Annotated in this window: 10 protein-coding genes; all 10 read right to left on the reverse strand. The window is 69.7% G+C overall.

The window, feature by feature from the left end; all coding sequences use genetic code 11:
* Positions 1-36: 36 nt before the first annotated feature.
* The 10 genes from FJ657_RS14490 to FJ657_RS14535 all read right to left on the reverse strand — a co-directional run bounded on the left by FJ657_RS14490 (position 37) and on the right by FJ657_RS14535 (position 17,678).
* A complete protein-coding gene (locus tag FJ657_RS14490; protein ID WP_181408992.1) occupies positions 37-1,278 on the reverse strand; it encodes a type II secretion system F family protein in 1,242 nt (413 codons plus the stop codon).
* Positions 1,278-3,527 carry a PilT/PilU family type 4a pilus ATPase gene (locus FJ657_RS17515; protein ID WP_305005807.1) on the reverse strand — a complete coding sequence of 750 codons (2,250 nt, stop codon included), beginning with the start codon at positions 3,525-3,527 and terminating at the stop codon, positions 1,278-1,280. The genes FJ657_RS14490 and FJ657_RS17515 overlap by 1 nt, the downstream gene beginning before the upstream one ends.
* A gap of 23 nt (positions 3,528-3,550) precedes the next feature.
* Positions 3,551-5,215, reverse strand: a complete 1,665-nt coding sequence (locus FJ657_RS14500) for a GspE/PulE family protein (RefSeq protein WP_141164412.1) — start codon at positions 5,213-5,215, stop codon at positions 3,551-3,553.
* A gap of 171 nt (positions 5,216-5,386) precedes the next feature.
* The gene (locus FJ657_RS14505; protein ID WP_141164413.1) at positions 5,387-5,803 is read right to left on the reverse strand and encodes a DUF6121 family protein; all 417 of its coding nucleotides are present in this window, start codon (positions 5,801-5,803) and stop codon (positions 5,387-5,389) included.
* On the reverse strand, positions 5,778-7,022 hold the full coding sequence (locus tag FJ657_RS14510; RefSeq protein ID WP_141164414.1) for an ECF transporter S component family protein: 1,245 nt from the start codon (positions 7,020-7,022) through the stop codon (positions 5,778-5,780). Before FJ657_RS14510 ends, FJ657_RS14505 begins: the two co-directional genes overlap by 26 nt.
* Positions 7,023-7,128: 106 nt before the next feature.
* Positions 7,129-7,533 (reverse strand): type IV pilin protein, encoded by a 405-nt coding sequence (locus FJ657_RS14515; RefSeq protein WP_219995935.1) that lies wholly within the window; start codon positions 7,531-7,533, stop codon positions 7,129-7,131.
* A gap of 315 nt (positions 7,534-7,848) precedes the next feature.
* Positions 7,849-11,733 carry a DNA-directed RNA polymerase subunit beta' gene (locus FJ657_RS14520; protein WP_141164416.1) on the reverse strand — a complete coding sequence of 1,295 codons (3,885 nt, stop codon included), beginning with the start codon at positions 11,731-11,733 and terminating at the stop codon, positions 7,849-7,851.
* Positions 11,734-11,780: 47 nt separating this feature from the next.
* Complete coding sequence (gene rpoB / locus FJ657_RS14525) at positions 11,781-15,275, reverse strand: DNA-directed RNA polymerase subunit beta (protein ID WP_141164417.1); 3,495 nt, start codon at positions 15,273-15,275, stop codon at positions 11,781-11,783.
* A 343-nt stretch (positions 15,276-15,618) separates the two neighbouring features.
* On the reverse strand, positions 15,619-16,449 hold the full coding sequence (locus FJ657_RS14530) for a response regulator transcription factor (RefSeq protein WP_141164418.1): 831 nt from the start codon (positions 16,447-16,449) through the stop codon (positions 15,619-15,621).
* Positions 16,446-17,678, reverse strand: a complete 1,233-nt coding sequence (locus FJ657_RS14535) for a sensor histidine kinase (protein ID WP_181408993.1) — start codon at positions 17,676-17,678, stop codon at positions 16,446-16,448. Before FJ657_RS14535 ends, FJ657_RS14530 begins: the two co-directional genes overlap by 4 nt.
* Between the last annotated feature and the right edge of the window lie 33 nt (positions 17,679-17,711).

The following is a 17,711-nucleotide window of genomic DNA, read 5'->3' on the forward strand; positions in this document are numbered from 1 at the left end:
CTGCGCCCCCTCGGGCCTCTCCGAGCGAGGAAGGGGTCAGTGGCCGGCGACGCTCGCGATCTGGAAGATCGGCAGGTAGAGGGCAACGATGATGCCACCCACGACGACGCCGAGGAAGGCGATGAGCAGCGGCTCGATCAGCGAGGTCAGGGCCTTCGTCGTCGATTCGACCTCGGAGTCGTAGAAGTCGGCGACCTTGGTCAGCATGACCTCCATCGAGCCCGAGTCCTCGCCGACCGCAACCATTTGGGTCACCATCGGCGGGAACACCTTCTCCTCGGCGAGCGGCCCGCCGATCGACTTGCCCTGCCTGACGGCGTCGGCGACGTTCTTGGACGCCTTCTCTACGACGTAGTTGCCGGCCGTCTCGCCGACGACGACGAGCGCGTGCAGGATCGGCACGCCGGCCCCGATCATGTTCGCGAGGTTGCGGGTGAACCGCGCGACGGCGATCTTCTTGTTCAACTCGCCGAACACCGGGATGCGCAACTTCAGTGGGTCGAGCCGCTGACGCACCGCCTCGGTGTTCTTATTGATGCGCCACCACGCCATCCCCCCGATGATGAGGATCGCCAGCACCGGCACGATCCAGACCATGTTCTCGGAGAGGGTTACGAGGACCTGCGTCGGAGCCGGTAGAGAGCTGCCCGCCCCTTCGAACATCGATTTGAACACCGGCACGATGAAGATCAGCATCAGGAGAACTGCAACCCCCGCGAGGATCAGCACCATCACGGGGTAGGTCATCGCCGACTTGATCGTGGCTCGGAGCTTCGCCTCCTTCTCGAAGTTCGTCGCCACCGAGGCGAGCGCATCTTCGAGGAAGCCGCCGGTCTCACCCGCGCGGATCATGTTGACCATGATCGGCGGGAACTCGACGGGGTGCTTGGCCATCGCCTCCGATAGCGCGGAGCCGGACTCCACCTCGCGGGTCACCTGGGCAAGGATCGTCTTCAGCTTCGGATTCTCGGTCTGCTCGCTGAGGATGTTGAGCGTCTTCAGCATCGACAGACCGGCCGAGATCATGGTCGCCATCTGCCGGCTGAACACCGCCAGGGCTTTCAGGTCCACGCCCTTGCCGAAGCTGCCGAAGCTGATCTCGCGGCTGAGCCCGGATCCGCCCGTCCACTCCTTGATCTCGACGGGCGCCAGGCCCATGTTACGGAGCTTGTCGACGACGGCGCCCTCGCTGGAAGCTTCGAGCCGCCCGCTCACGAGCTTGCCGACGGAGTTGCGGCTCTTGTACTCGAATGCGCGCACTGCGACGGTCGCGGCCATCAGTGACGTCCCTTCTGGTCGCCGTAGTCATTGAAATCGAGGGAGACAAAACCGCCGTCGCCGCCGGCCTGGTTCATGTCGACACGGGTGATGAGGCGCTCGAGCGTCTCCGGGTCCTGCGACTTCTCCATCGCGACGGAGCGCGTGATGGTGCCGTCGTTGACCAGCTGCGCGAGCGCCTGATCCATCGTGTGCATGCCCTGCGAGGCACCCGACTGCAGCACCGAGGTGATCTGGTAGGTCTTGCCCTCGCGCACGAGGTTCGAAATGGCGGGCGTCGTGAACATGACCTCGGTCGCGACCGCACGGCCCGATCCCCCGGCCTTCTTCACCAGCGTCTGGCAGACGACGCCCTGCAGGGTCGCCGCCAGCTGGGTGCGCACCTGGTCCTGCTGGTGCGGCGGGAAGACGTCGATCACGCGGTCGATCGTGGTCGGCGCGCTCTGCGTATGCAGGGTCGCGAACACGAGGTGGCCGGTCTCGGCGGCGGTGAGCGCGATCGAGATGGTCTCGAGGTCGCGCAGCTCGCCGATGAGGATGACGTCGGGGTCCTGACGCAGCACGTGCTTCAGGGCGTTGCCGAAGCTGTGGGTGTCGCGGCCGACCTCGCGCTGGTTGATCAGCGACTTCTTGTTCTTGTGCATGAACTCGATCGGGTCCTCGACCGTCACGACGTGGTCGCGGCGGGTCTCGTTGACCAGGTCGATCATGGCGGCGAGGGTCGTCGACTTGCCCGAGCCGGTGGGGCCCGTGACGAGCACGAGACCGCGAGGCAGGGTCGAGAACGAGCCGACCTCCTCGCCGATGCCGAGCTCGCGCAGGGTCTTGATGTGCGTCGGGATGATGCGGAACGCCGCACCCATCGAGCCGCGGTCCTGATAGAAGTTCACGCGGAATCGCGCATTGGCCGACAGCGTGTACGCGAAGTCGAGCTCGAGCGCCTCGTCGAACTTCTTCTGGTAGTCCTCGCTCAGCAGCGAGAACAGCCGCTCGCGCACGACCGCGCGATCCCAGACGTCGTAGCCGGGGATCGGGCTCAGACCGCCGTCGACGCGCAACATCGGCGCAGCGCCGGAGGCGATGTGGAGGTCGGATGCGCCGGTCAGCAGAACCTGCTGCAGCGCCGCGATGAGGTCGGGGTCGGGCGAGCCGGCGCCCGGGTTCAGCGCGGCGATCTCGTCGATCTCCGCGGCACTCGGGGCGACATCGGCGGGCGCGTCGGGCGCGGCGACCGTGTCGAGCAGCTGCGTCGGCGCGGGCGCCTCGGCGGTGCCGACCGGCGCCGTCGGGAAGTCGTAGGCGACGGTCGCCGGGTCGGCGACGTCGTCGAAGGAGATCGCCGAGAACGCGTCCGGCGCCGGCGCATCGAACGCGGCGGTCGGCGTCGGCGTCGGCTCGGCAGCGGCGGCGGGCGCGTCGAACACGGGAGCCGCCGCGGCCGCCGGAGCGAACGCCGAGTCGGTCGGCGCCGGAGCGCTGAGCACCGAATCCAGGTCGATCGCGGGCGCCGTCGGAGCGAGCGATTCGGGCGCGCCCAGGTCGAGCACGCTCGCAGCCTCGGTCTCAGCGTCGGCGGCGAGGGGCGCAGCCAGGTCGTGCGCCGATCCGGCCGCCTCGGGTGCGGACGGAGCGGAAGCCGACGCGAAGAACGCGGCGTCGAGATCGAGCGGCGCGCCCGCCGGAGCGGCCGGGTCGTCGACCGACACCGGCGCCGCGTCCGGCGAACCGAACGACTCGAAGGAGAAGTCGGCGCCGCCGAAGTCGGGCGCGTCGAGGTCGAGCACGGGCGCCGACGCGGGCGCGGGTGCGTCGAAGGGGGTCTCGGACGCCGGGGCAGCGACGTCCGAGAGATCGAAGACCGGCGCCGGAGCATCGGTGGCCGGCACGGTCGGCGCGGGCGCATCCACCAGGTCGAAGACGCGACCGGCGGGCGGCGGGGCCGCCTCGAAATCGAAGGCGGCGCCGGCGGCGGGCGCCGGGAAGCTGCCCGGCGTCGCACCCGCGGCGGGCATCGGCGGCGGGAAAACCGTCTCGGGCGCAGGCGCGGGCGGCGCGGCGCTCCCGGAGGGGGAGGCGGACGCGGCGGAGGGGGTGCCCTGCGCCGCGCCCGAGACGGGGTCTCCATCGGGGGTCATGGTCGGCGGAGGCGACGTGAACAGGTTCTTGTCCGCCGGCGGCACCGGCGGAGTCGAGAACGGCACGCCGCCGCCCACGTCTGACAATGGGATGTCGTAGACAGGCTTTTCCATGATTTCCCCCCAGATCCGAGTCGTCAGGCGACGACGCGGAGAATCTCTTCGATCGACGTCAGGCCCGCCTGGGCCTTCTGCCAACCGTCCATGCGCAGGGTGCTCATGCCCTGGCTGATCGCGATCTTGCTGATCTCGGCGCTCGAGGCGCGGGACACGGCCATGCGCTCGATGTCCTCGCTGACCGCCATGATCTCGTGCAGCGCCAGACGGCCCCGATAGCCGGTGTTGCTGCAGGTCGAGCAGCCGACGGGCATCCACAGCTCCGGCGCGGGCTGCGTCGGGTCGGTGGTGAATCCCAGTCGGTGCAGGTCTTCGGGATCGTGCGCGTACGGCTGGCGGCAGCGCTCGCACAGCCGGCGCGCGAGACGCTGAGCGACGACCGAGTCGAGCGCCGACCCGACGAGGAAGGGCTCGATGCCCATCTCGGTCAGACGGGTGATCGCGCTCGGCGCGTCGTTCGTGTGCAGCGTCGACAGCACGAGGTGGCCCGTGAGCGACGCCTCGATCGCGATCTGCGCCGTCTCGTGGTCGCGGATCTCACCGATCAGCACCACATCCGGGTCGGATCGCAGGATCGACCGCAGCGCGCTCGCGAAGGTGAGGCCGGCCTTGACGTTGACCTGCACCTGGTTGATGCCCGGCATCCGGTACTCGACCGGGTCCTCGACCGTGATCACGTTGATCTCGGGCCGCACGACCGCGTTGAGCGTCGTGTAGAGCGTCGTCGACTTGCCCGAACCGGTCGGACCGGTGACGAGGATCATGCCGTAGGGCTTGGTGTAGCTGTTGCGGTAGATCTCCGCGTTGCGCGGGGTCAGCTGCAGCTGATCCATCGACACGCTCGTGTTCGAGTTGTCGAGGATTCGCATGACGACCTTCTCGCCCCACACCGTGGGGAGGGTCGCGACGCGCAGGTCGATCTGGCGACCGCCGTGACGCACCGACAGGCGGCCGTCCTGTGGCTTGCGCCGCTCGGCGATGTCGATGTCGCTCATGATCTTGAGGCGCGAGATCACGCCGTTCTGGATGTTCTTGGGCGCCTTCTGCATGATGTGGAGCACGCCGTCGATGCGGTAGCGCACCGTCAGCTCCATCTCGCCCGGCTCGATGTGGATGTCGGAGGCGTGGTCCTGGATGCCCTGGCTGATGAGCAGGTTCACGAAGCGCACGATGGGCGCGTCGTCTTCGAAGGCGTCGGCGACCGCGACATCCGTCGACGCGTCGGTCTCCTCCTGGATCAGACCCTGCAGCTCGCTGAGCTCGCCGTCGGCGCGGTGGAACTTGTCGATCGCCGTCATCAGGTCGCCGCGCTCGGCGACGACGGCCTTGACGCGCAGACGGGCGGCGGCGCGCACGTCGTCGAGCGCGAGCACGTTGCCCGGGTCGGACATCGCGAGCGTCAGCTGGTCGCCCTGCACCGAGAGCGGAAGCACCTCGTAGCGGCGGCAGACGGCGGCCGGCACGAGCGCGACGGCGGCCTGCTCGACCGGATAGTCGAGCAGCTCGACGAAGGCGAGGCCCATCTGGGCGGCACGCGCCGACGCGAGCGAGGCGGGCGTGAGAACGCCCTCCTCGAGAAGACGATTGACGACGGCGGCCTCGTCGTAGTCAGGCTGATACACCGCATCGATGCTGGTGATCGGCATGAGGCCGCGGATGATGAGGATCTCGGCGAGGGAGGTCATGTCACCCCCCTCAGAATGACGTACCTGCCGAATGCCGACCCCCCGCCGACATCCGGTTACCCAGACGGAACTTCGGGAGGCTCCGTCTGCTGTCACGACAGTAGGGCCGCGTGTCGTGCCAGCCCATACCCGCCTTGTGGGGGTAAAGGGGTCACGCCCCTCGTGCGGGTGTCAGCGCGGACGTCGGTAGGCGCGGATGCCGAACCAGGTCGCGATCACGGTGACGGCGGCGAGGGCGGCCGCCACGACGACGAACGGGCTCTGCGCCTGCGCGACGAGCAGACGCAACCCGGCGAGACCGCCCGCGACGACGAAGACCAGGTAGACGGACGCCGCCGCGACGAGCGCCGATCCCCACGGCGAGCGGGCGGTCGTCGACCGCGCCGTGACGAACCACAGCGCGACGCCGGCGAGCAGCGTCGCGATCGGCACCGCGAACACGCTGATTCCGGTCGGCACCGGATCACGGTCGGCCGCGAGGGCGATCATCCCGCCGACGGCGAACTGCGCGGCGCCCCACAGCACCGTCGTGAACAGCGCGACGAGGTACTCCGGCCGCGGCTCAGACGGCGACGTAGCCCCGCTCACGCTGCGCCTTCTTCTCGGCCTGATCGCGGTCGAAGCGCTCGCGCGCCTCGCGGTTGCGGGCGACGACCTTGCGTCCGCGCGCCGCCGCGATGAAGCCGAACCACATCGCGGTCTCGCGGGCGGCCAGACCCGCCACGATGAACCAGGGGTTCTCGATCTGCTCCACGAGGAGGTTGCGCGACGCGGCCGAGTCGAGGCTCGTGACCCCCGCCAGCAGCAGCGTCGTCACGATCGCCACCGCGTAGACGAGCGCACCCAGCACGAGGCTCGTCACCACGTGCGCGAACCAGTGCGCACGGTTGAGCAGCAGCGCGAAGATCAGCGCGAGCACCGCATAGGCGACGACCGGGATCACGAAGGTCTGGCCGGTGACGAAGTCGAGGAAGGTCGGCAGCCAGTCGGCAGCACGCTCGCGCAGGGCGAGGATGCCCGCCACGATGCCGCCGTACAGGGCGCCGAACACGATCGACGACAGCAACGCGAAGCCGGCGCCGAAGAGCCGGTTGTGCTGCGCCTTGGGCGGCTCGACGTCGTCGGTCGCGAGGAACGACGAGAAGGCCTCGTGGTCGACGGCGGGCAGCGGCTGGGCGCCGGTCGGGTAGGTCGTGGATCCCGTCGTGACCTGCTCATCGACGGCGCGCGGGCGCTCTGCGGCCGGTACGGGGATGATCGGCTCGGCGGCGGGAGCCGGCTCGGCGACCGGAGCGGCCGTCGCCGTCGGCGCGGCGGCGGGCGGCGCGGAGGCGACGCTCTCGGCGTCGCGCGAGTCGGCGAGCAGCTCGGCGACCGGGATCCCCGTCGTCGCCGGGGGCTCCTCCGGCTCGACGAGCTGCGGGGCGGCCGGCGAGGCGGGCACGGGGCCCGGCTCCGACGACGGCGCGGTCGGCTGCGCGGCGGACGACGGGACCCGCGGCGCCTCGGTCGTCTCCTGCGCGGTGGTCGGCTCGGCGACGACGCGCGGGGCCTCCTGGGTCCACTGGGGTTCCGCGCGGCGGGCGGCCTCCGCGGCGTCCGGGTCGTCGGCGTCGACGTCAGCGGGGGCGTCGGCGACGCCCCCGGCCGAGGATGCCGCCGGCACCGCATCCACCCCGCCCGCCGTCGCCTCGTCGGCGTTCGCGTCGTCGTCGGGTGCGGTCGCTGCCGCGGTCTCGTCGGTCGTCGACACCGGCTCTTCGTCGGCTCGGCGGACGCCGTTCTGCGGGGACGCTGCGTCGCTCATGACGCCTCCTTCACGGGGGATACGTCATGCTAGCGACGCCGATCCGCCCTCTCGGGGAGGCGAGCCGAGCACGCGCGGATGCCGGACGCCCGGCCGCGCGTGGCGATCAGCTGCAGCCGGCCGCCGTGACGCCGCCCTGCTCGGTGACCGAGAAGGTCGCCCCGGTGGGGCTGAGCGCCCAGATGCAGAACGTCGAGGCGTTGTCGGCGGGCACGCTCTTCCACTGCGGGGCGCCTCCGGCGGGATAGGCGACGCTCGCGGCGCCGTACCCGAACGGCCTCAGATCGTTGGTCGAGAGCGTGGACGGGTACCGGCCGTTCGCCGTCACCGAGTACGCGATCGCGGCCTGCTTCGCCGCAGCGAGATCGCTCTTGACCCCGCTGTCCTTGGCGCCGTTCTGCACCGACACGTAGACCGGCACGGCGATCGCCGCGAGCACGCCGATCATCATGACGACGACGAGCAGCTCGACGAGCGTGAAGCCCGCGTCGCGGCGCGCGCAGTCGAGCACTCTCGAGATCCGACTCCGGGCGCGATCCAGCGCATCCATGATTCCCCCTGATCCGGGCGGATGCCGGTGGTGAGTCGGCACGCCCTGCTGCGGCGGCGGGAGTCCCGTCCCGTCACCGTGCCGTGAGAGTACGTCGCGTCCGCGGGCGCGCATCAGCCCCACTCCGGGGCGCACCACGGCCCCGGATGCGCCCGGAACGCGCCGCCGGCACGCGAACGGACGCGTCTCCCCCGCCAACGACGACGGCCCCCGCACCCGGAGTGCGAGGGCCGTCGTGCGATCAGCTCGCGGAGCCGATCAGCTGCGAGTGCTCGATCAGCTGTAGGTGCCCGGCGAGTAGTCGTCGGAGCTGAAGCTGTCGAAGTCGACGAAGCTCAGGTCCGACTCCGAGAACACCGCGTCGTCGGTGAAGATGCGGTTCGGGTAGCGCTCCGCCTTCGCCTCCTCGGTGGCCTCGACCGTGACGTTGCGGTACTTGCCGAGGCCCGTACCGGCCGGGATCAGCTTTCCGATGATCACGTTCTCCTTGAGACCGACCAGCGGGTCCGACTTGCCCTCCATGGCGGCCTGCGTCAGAACGCGGGTCGTCTCCTGGAACGACGCGGCCGACAGCCACGACTCGGTCGCCAGCGAGGCCTTGGTGATTCCCATGACCTCCTGGCGGGCCGACGCCGGCTTCTTGCCGTCGACGATGGCGCCGCGGTTGATCTCGGTGTACCGCGAGCGGTCCACGAGCTCACCCGGCAGCAGGTCGGTGTCGCCGTGCTCGACGACGGTGACCTTGCGCAGCATCTGGCGCACGATGACCTCGATGTGCTTGTCGTGGATCGGCACACCCTGCGAGCGGTACACGCCCTGCACGCCGTCGACCAGGTGCTGCTGCACGGCGCGGACGCCCTTGACGCGCAGCACCTCCTTCGGGTCGAGGTTTCCGGCCACGAACTGCTGGCCGAGCTCGACGCGCTGGCCGTCCTCGACGAGGAGCGTCGCGCGCTTCAGCACGGGGTAGGCGTGCACCTCGTCGCCGTTGTCGGGCGTGAGGATGATGCGGCGCTGCTTCTCGGTGTCCTCGATCTCGATGCGGCCGGCGGCCTCCGCGATCGGGCTCGCGCCCTTCGGAGTACGGGCCTCGAAGAGCTCGGTGACACGGGGCAGACCCTGGGTGATGTCGTCCGCACCGGCGGTTCCACCCTGGTGGAAGGTGCGCATCGTGAGCTGCGTTCCGGGCTCGCCGATCGACTGGGCCGCGATGATGCCGACGGCCTCGCCGATGTCGACGAGCTTTCCGGTGGCCAGCGAGCGGCCGTAGCAGGTCGCGCAGACGCCGACAGCGGCCTCACACGTCAGCACCGAGCGCACCTTGATGCTCTCGACGCCGGCGGCGATCAGCTTGTCGATCAGCACGTCGCCCACATCGTCGCCGGCCTCGCCGACGACGTTGCCCTTGGCGTCGACCGCGGCCTCGGCCAGCGAGCGCGCGAACACCGAGTTCTCGACGTTCTCGTCACGCACGAGCTTGCCGTCGACCGTGTCCGCGATGCGGATCTCGAGGCCGCGCGTGGTGCCGCAGTCGTCCTCGCGGATGATGACGTCCTGCGACACGTCGACGAGACGACGGGTCAGGTAGCCCGAGTCGGCGGTACGGAGGGCCGTGTCCGCCAGACCCTTGCGGGCGCCGTGGGTCGCGATGAAGTACTCGGCCACCGACAGGCCCTCGCGGTACGAGGAGATGATCGGACGCGGGATGGTCTCACCCTTCGGGTTCGCCACCAGACCGCGGATACCCGAGATGTTGCGCACCTGCAGCCAGTTACCACGAGCACCCGACGACACCATCCGGAAGATGTTGTTGCCGGCCGTGTACGACTTCTGCATCGACGCGGCGACCTCGTTGGTGGCCTCGGTCCAGATGTCGACGAGCTCCTTACGACGCGAGGCGTCGTCGATGAGTCCCTTGTCGTACTCGCCCTGCACCTTGGCGGCCTGCTTCTCGTGCTTCGCCACGATCTCCGGCTTGTCGGAGGGCGTGATGATGTCGGAGAGCGCGACGGTGACACCCGAGCGCGTGGCCCAGTGGAAACCGGCGTCCTTGATGCGGTCGAGGGTCGCGGCGACCTCCACCTTGGGGTAGCGCTCGGCGAGGTCGTTGACGATCGCCGAGATCTTGCCCTTGTCGGCGACAGCCTCGACGAACGGGTAGTCCGTCGGCAGCGCCTCGTTGAACAGCGCGCGACCCAGCGTGGTCTTCACCAGCGCGGTCGAACCCTGCTCGAAGCCCTCGCGCTCGGCCGCCTCGGCCTCGCCGAGGTAGACGTTCTCGAGGCGGATGCGCACCTGGGCGTTGAGGTCGAGCGAACCCTGGTCCTTGGCGAGGATCGCCTCGGCGACCGACGAGAAGGCCCGGCCCTCACCGACAGCACCCTCCTTGAGGGTGGTCAGGTGGTGGAGGCCGATGATCATGTCCTGCGAGGGCAGGGTGACCGGACGGCCGTCCGAGGGCTTGAGGATGTTGTTCGACGCCAGCATGAGGATGCGGGCCTCGGCCTGCGCCTCGACCGACAGCGGCAGGTGGACGGCCATCTGGTCGCCGTCGAAGTCCGCGTTGAACGCGGCGCAGACGAGCGGGTGCAGCTGGATCGCCTTGCCCTCGACGAGCTGAGGCTCAAAGGCCTGGATGCCGAGACGGTGCAGCGTGGGCGCGCGGTTCAGCAGAACCGGACGCTCGCGGATGATCTCCTCGAGCACATCCCACACCTGCGGGCGCGAACGCTCGACCATGCGCTTGGCGCTCTTGATGTTCTGCGCGTGCGACAGGTCGATGAGGCGCTTGATCACGAAGGGCTTGAAGAGCTCCAGCGCCATCTGCTTGGGCAGACCGCACTGGTGCAGCTTCAGCTGCGGGCCGACGATGATGACCGAACGACCCGAGTAGTCGACGCGCTTGCCGAGCAGGTTCTGGCGGAAGCGACCCTGCTTTCCCTTGAGCATGTCGCTCAGGGACTTCAGGGCGCGGTTGCCGGTACCCGTGACGGGGCGGCCGCGGCGGCCGTTGTCGAACAGCGCGTCGACGGCCTCCTGCAGCATGCGCTTCTCGTTGTTGACGATGATCTCGGGCGCACCGAGGTCGAGCAGACGACGGAGGCGGTTGTTGCGGTTGATCACGCGACGGTAGAGGTCGTTGAGGTCGGAGGTCGCGAAGCGGCCGCCGTCCAGCTGGACCATCGGGCGCAGCTCCGGCGGGATGACCGGGACGACGTCGAGCACCATCGCGGCCGGCGAGTTGCCGGTCGCCAGGAACGACGACACCACGCGCAGGCGCTTGATCGCGCGGATCTTCTTCTGGCCCTTGCCGGTGGCGATCTGCTCGCGGAGCAGCTCGGCCTCGGCGGCCAGGTCGAAGGCCTCGAGGCGCTTCTGGATCGCCTCGGCGCCCATGTGCGCCTCGAAATACAGACCGAAGCGGTCCTGCAGCTCGTGGAACACCGAGTCCTCAGGCTTCAGGTCGCCGACCTTGAGCGTGCGGAAGGCCTCCCACACGTTCTCGAGCTGGGAGATCTGCTCGTCGACGCCCTTGCGCGTCTGAGCCATCTCCTTCTCGGCGGCGTCCTTGACCTTGCGCTTCTGGTCGGCCTTGGCGCCCTCGGCCTCGAGGCCGGCGAGCTCCTCCTCGAGGGTCGCGAGGCGCGCGGCGACGCGCGAGTCGCGCGCCTGCTCGAGCTGCTTGATCTCGAGACGGATCTCGTTCTCGAGGCCCGGGGCGTCGTTGTGACGCCCCTCCTCGTCGACCGAGATCACCATGTAGGCGGCGAAGTAGATGACCTTCTCGAGGTCCTTCGGCGCCATGTCGAGCAGGTAGCCGAGACGGCTGGGCACGCCCTTGAAGTACCAGATGTGCGTGACCGGCGCGGCGAGCTCGATGTGGCCCATGCGCTCGCGGCGCACCGAGGACTTGGTGACCTCGACGCCGCAGCGCTCGCACACGATGCCCTTGAAGCGGACGCGCTTGTACTTGCCGCAGGCGCACTCCCAGTCGCGGCTGGGTCCGAAGATCTGCTCGCCGAACAGACCGTCCTTCTCCGGCTTCAGGGTGCGGTAGTTGATCGTCTCCGGCTTCTTGACCTCGCCGTACGACCAGGCGCGGATGTCCGTGCTGGTGGCGAGACCGATCCGGAGCTCATCGAAAGTAGTGGCTTCGAGCACTTACTTCTTCCTTCTTCTGACTTCTGTGAATCCTGATGAGGCCCGGATCAGATGTCGTCGATGGACGACGACTCGAACCGGCTGGAGATGTTGATGCCGAGCTCCTCGGCGGCACGGAAGACCTCGTCGTCCGTGTCGCGCAGGCTCACCGTGCTGCCGTCGGCCGAGAGCACCTCGACGTTCAGGCAGAGCGACTGCATCTCCTTGATGAGGACCTTGAAGCTCTCGGGGATGCCGGGCTCCTGGATGTTCTCGCCCTTGACGATCGCCTCGTAGACCTTCACGCGGCCGAGGATGTCGTCGGACTTGATCGTCAGGAGCTCCTGGAGGGCGTACGCGGCGCCGTAGGCCTCGAGGGCCCACACCTCCATCTCACCGAAGCGCTGGCCGCCGAACTGCGCCTTACCACCGAGCGGCTGCTGGGTGATCATCGAGTACGGGCCGGTGCTGCGCGCGTGGATCTTGTCGTCCACGAGGTGGTGCAGCTTCAGGATGTACATGTAGCCCACCGACACGGGGTCGGGGAAGGGCTCACCCGAGCGGCCGTCGAACAGTCGGGTCTTGCCCGAGCCGTCGATGAGGCGCTCGCCGTCGCGGGTCGGCAGCGTGGAGTCGAGCAGACCCTCGATCTCCTGCTCGAGCGCCCCGTCGAACACCGGGGTCGCGACCTTGGTGTCCGGGGCGGCCTCGCGGGCGACCTCGGGCAGGCGCGCGGCCCACTCCGGGTTGCCCTCGACCTTCCAGCCCTGCTTGGCGATCCAGCCGAGGTGCAGCTCGAGCACCTGGCCGAAGTTCATGCGGCCGGGGATGCCGAGCGGGTTGAGCACGACGTCGACGGGGGTTCCGTCGGCGAGGAACGGCATGTCCTCGACCGGCAGGATCTTCGAGATGACGCCCTTGTTGCCGTGACGGCCGGCGAGCTTGTCACCCGCGGTGATCTTGCGCTTCTGGGCGATGTAGACGACCACGCGCTGGTTGACGCCCGAGCCGAGCTCGTCGTCGCCGTCCTGCGCGTCGAAGACCTTGACGCCGATGATCGTGCCCTCTTCACCGTGAGGCACCTTGAGCGAGGTGTCGCGCACCTCGCGGCTCTTCTCGTTGAAGATGGCGCGCAGCAGGCGCTCCTCGGCGCTCAGCTCGGTCTCGCCCTTCGGCGTGACCTTGCCGACGAGGATGTCGCCGGGGCGCACCTCGGCGCCGATGCGGATGATGCCGCGCTCGTCGAGGTCGGCGAGCAGCTCGGGGCTGACGTTGGGGAGGTCGCGGGTGATCTCCTCCTTGCCGAGCTTGGTGTCGCGCGCATCCACCTCGTACTCCTCGATGTGGATGGACGAGAGCACGTCCTCCGACACCAGGCGCTGGCTGAGGATGATCGCGTCCTCGAAGTTGTGGCCCTCCCACGGCATGAACGCGACGAGCAGGTTCTTGCCGAGCGCGAGCTCGCCGTTCTCGGTCGCGGGACCGTCGGCGATGACCTGACCGGCCTCGACGCGCTCACCCGCATCCACGATCACGCGGTTGTTGTAGCTGGTGCCCTGGTTCGAGCGGTCGAACTTGCGCAGGAAGTAGCTCTGCGTGCCGCCCTCGTCGAGCTGGATGGTGACCTCGTCGGCCGAGACCTCGGCGACGACACCGGCCTTCTCGGCGGTGATGACGTCACCGGCGTCGATGGCCGCGAAGCCCTCCATGCCGGTTCCGACGACAGGCGAGTCCGAGCGCAGCAGCGGCACGGCCTGGCGCTGCATGTTCGCACCCATGAGGGCGCGGTTCGCGTCGTCGTGCTCGAGGAACGGGATGAGCGAGGTCGCGACCGACACCATCTGGCGCGGCGAGACGTCCATGTAGTCCACGCGGTCGCGCTCGACGAGCTCGACCTCACCGCCCTTGGGACGAACCAGGACGCGGTCCTCGGCGAAGTGGAAGTCCTTCGTCAGCGGCGCGTTGGCCTGGGCGACGAGGAACTCGTCCTCCTCGCTCGCGGTCAGGTAGTCGATCTGGTCGGTGACCTTGCCCTTGACGACCTTGCGGTACGGGGTCTCGATGAAGCCGAAGGAGTTGATGCGCGCGAAGGACGCGAGCGATCCGATCAGGCCGATGTTCGGGCCTTCCGGGGTCTCGATCGGGCACATGCGGCCGTAGTGCGAGGGGTGGACGTCACGCACCTCGACGCCGGCGCGCTCGCGGCTCAGACCACCGGGTCCGAGCGCCGAGAGGCGGCGCTTGTGGGTCAGACCCGCGAGCGGGTTGTTCTGGTCCATGAACTGCGACAGCTGCGAGGTTCCGAAGAACTCCTTGATCGCGGCGACGACGGGGCGCACGTTGATCAGGGTCTGCGGCGTGATCGCCTCGATGTCCTGCGTGGTCATGCGCTCGCGGACGACGCGCTCCATGCGCGAGAGACCGGTGCGGACCTGGTTCTGGATGAGCTCGCCGACCGCGCGGATGCGGCGGTTGCCGAAGTGGTCGATGTCGTCGACGTCGAGACGCAGGTCGACCTTCTTGCCGTCGCGCGTGCCCTCGATCGTGGTCTGCTCGGCGTGCAGCGCGACCAGGTACTTGATCGTGGCGAGGATGTCGTCGACCGACAGGACCGAGTCGCGCAGGTCGGCCTCGAGGCCGAGCTTGCGGTTGATCTTGTAGCGGCCGACCTTCGCCAGGTCGTAGCGCTTCGGGTTGAAGTAGTAGTTGTCGAGCAGCGCACGCGCGGCCTCGGCGGCGACCTGCTCGCCCGGGCGCAGCTTGCGGTAGATGTCCTTGAGCGCCTCCTCCTTGGTGAGGACGGCGTCCTTCTCGAGGGTCGAGGCGATCGACTCGTAGCCGGGGAACGCGGCGAGGATGTCCTCGCTCGTCAGACCGAGGGCCTTGAGGAACACGGTGACCGACTGCTTGCGCTTGCGGTCGATGCGCACGCCGACCTGGTCGCGCTTGTCGATCTCGAACTCGAGCCAGGCACCACGCGAGGGGATGACGCGGGCCGAGTAGATGTCCTTGTCGGACGTCTTGTCGGGCGTGCGCTCGAAGTTGACGCCGGGCGAGCGGACGAGCTGCGACACGACGACGCGCTCGGTTCCGTTGATGACGAAGGTGCCCTTCTCGGTCATGAGCGGGAAGTCGCCCATGAAGACCGTCTGGGTCTTGATCTCGCCGGTGAGGTGGTTCATGAACTCGGCGTTCACGTACAGCGGCGCGGAGTAGGTCTTGCCCTTCTCCTTGCACTCCTCGATGGAGTACTTCGGCGGCTCGAGCTCCGGGTGCGAGAAGCTGAGCTGCATGGTCTCGCCCAGGTCCTCGATCGGGGAGATCTCCTCGAAGATCTCGTCGAGTCCCGTGGTCTCGGGAACGCCGGCGTCGCCAGCCTCGCGGGCCTTCGCGACGCGGGCCTTCCACGCGTCGTTGCCGACGAGCCAGTCGAAGCTCTCGGTCTGAAGGGCGAGAAGATCAGGAACGGTCAGCGTGTCCTGGATCTTGGCGAACGAGAGCCGCGAGGCTCCGCGGCCGTTCTTGGGGGAATTCGTACTGGATGCGGAGCGCGCAGCAGCCAAGGAAACAACCTCCGTGAGATCCGTCGATCTCAGTTGTCTGTCGGTTCGTGTGAGAGAAAGCTCGCCGAAACAGGTCCGGCCCCGCCGCTATCTTCGGGGCGCACCAGCCGACCGAAATATGACGGCATGGGAGAGTGGGAGCGCAAGGGACAAGCATAGCCCCGGAATGCGCGACACGTCTACCTTCTCCTTGACTCGATTCGAGGATCGGCGTATAAGGGCCAGCCGGCCCCGGAATTCCGGGGCTTCAGCAGACCTGTCGCGGGGTCTGATGAGCGCAACCGGGCGGAGCGCATCCGCATTCCCGCCGCGCGGTCGCTCTCCGCGGGAGCGGAGGCGCGGGTCAGGGGCGCAGGCGGGCGATCGCCTGGGCGCGGGTCGCGACCAGCAGCTTGCCGAAGATCGCGTTGACGTGCGTCTTGACGGTCGCGGTCGAGACGAAGAGCCGGCCGGCGATCTCGGGATTCGCGAGTCCCTCGGCCATGAGCAGCGCGACCTCCGCCTCGCGTGCCGTGAGCTCGGGCTCGCGGGCGCGCAGCGCGGCGAGCGGGTCGGGGGCTGCGGCCGACCCGGACCCGGCGCCGGCCGCTGGGCCGGCCGCGGATGCCGGGGGCTCCACGACGGTGCGCATCCCCGCTGCGTTCGCCGATGCGGAGTCTCCCCCATCGCGCCCCCGGCTGCCCGCCGGCGCCGTCAGTCCGCCGATCAGCCGCGCGCCCACCTCGGCGGCGAGCGTCGTCTGACCGCTGCGCACCGCGCGCACGGCGGCCGCGATCTCGGCGCGGCCGGCATCCTTCGTCAGATACCCGCGCGCGCCGGCGCGCAGCGCGCCCATGATCGAGGCGTCGTCGGCGTAGGTCGTGAGCACGAGCACGGCGGTCTTAGGAGCCGACTCGCGCAGGCGCTCGGTCGCGGCGGCGCCGTCGAGCACCGGCATGCGCAGATCCATCAGCACGACGTCGGGAGCGAGCGACGTCGCCAGCTCGACCGCCTGCGCGCCGTCGGCCGCCTCGCCGACGATCTCGATGTCGGGCTCGAGCCCGAGCACGGTCACGATGCCGTCGCGCACGATCGCCTGGTCGTCGGCGACGAGCACCCGGATGCGCGGGGCGCCGCCGGCGGCAGCATCGGCACCGCCGACCGCCCCGCCCGAGGTCGAGCCCGCCCCGCTCACGCCGGCACCTCGACCCGCACCATGAACCGTGTACCTGCCCCTTCGACGCCGGTACGCAGCTCGGCGCCCGCGATCTCGCTCACGCGCTCCTCCATCCCGGCGAGGCCGTGCCCGCCGCCCGTTCCCGCCGCGGCGCCGGCGGCGCCGAGCGGGTTCGTCACCTCGAGCACGAGCCGGCCGTGGTCGGCGGGCGCGACCGGCGCCGCCGCCATGCTCGGCCGCGCGCCGGGCACGCGCCGCAGCTCCACCGCCACCGGCTGACCGGCCGCGTGCTTGCGCGCGTTGCTCAGCGCCTCCTGCAGGATGCGGCGCAGCGCCGTCGCGGTCGACGCCGGCAGCGCGCGCGGCGGGGTCGCGAGCCGCGCCTCCACCGCGCCGCCGAGGGCGCGGTGCGCCTCGATCAGCTCGGCGAGCGCCGCGGTCGCCGCCTCGGGCGACACGGGAGCCGCATCCGTCTCGTCGGAGCGCAGCGCGTCGACGGCGCGGCGCGCGTCGCGGAGGCCGTCGACCGCGAGCGTGCGCGACGACCGCACCCGGGCGGCCGCCTCGTCGACGCGACCGGATTCGAGCAGCGCGTCGACCGCATCTAGCTGCACGACCAGCGCACCGAGCCCGTGCGCGAGCACGTCGTGCAGCTCGCGGGCGACGCGGGCGTGGTCGTCGAGGCGCTCGGCCCGGCGGCGCTGCTCGGCGAGCTCGCGCAGGCGCAGCTCGGCCGCGTTGACCTGGCGGCGGCTGACGCCGACGAGCGCGGAGATGATCAGCATCGCGAGCGAGCCGACGATGACCCCGCCGAGGTCGCGGCTCTCGGACGAGGTGAGCAGCAGTCCGGCGCCGAGCGCCGCGACCGCCAGCACGAACGCGACGACGCCGGCGCGCACCGGGCGCTCGAGCCGGCCGATGACGAGCACGAGACCGACCGCGAGCGGCACCCCGCCGAGCACGTTCGCCTCGAAGGCGACCAGGCCGCCGACGACGATCATGCCCAGCTCGGCGGCCAGCTGCCGCCGCGACATCGTGTCGGGGATGAGCGCGCGCAGGATCCAGCCGATGACGCCGACCGCGCAGGCCAGCCACACCCATGGCGCCCGATGGGTGCTCGCGAACATCGAGGCGAGGCCGAGCGCGTAGACGGCGCCCCAGATGACGCTGAACAGCCAGCTCCGCCCGCCCGACCGCGGCATGTTGGCGCGGGCGATCGCGTCGGCGGCGCGCGAGCTGAAGGTCACGGCTCCATCCTGCCGCTGACCTCGGACGGGCGG

This window comes from Schumannella soli, from assembly GCF_006517435.1.
Taxonomy (GTDB): domain Bacteria; phylum Actinomycetota; class Actinomycetes; order Actinomycetales; family Microbacteriaceae; genus Schumannella; species Schumannella soli.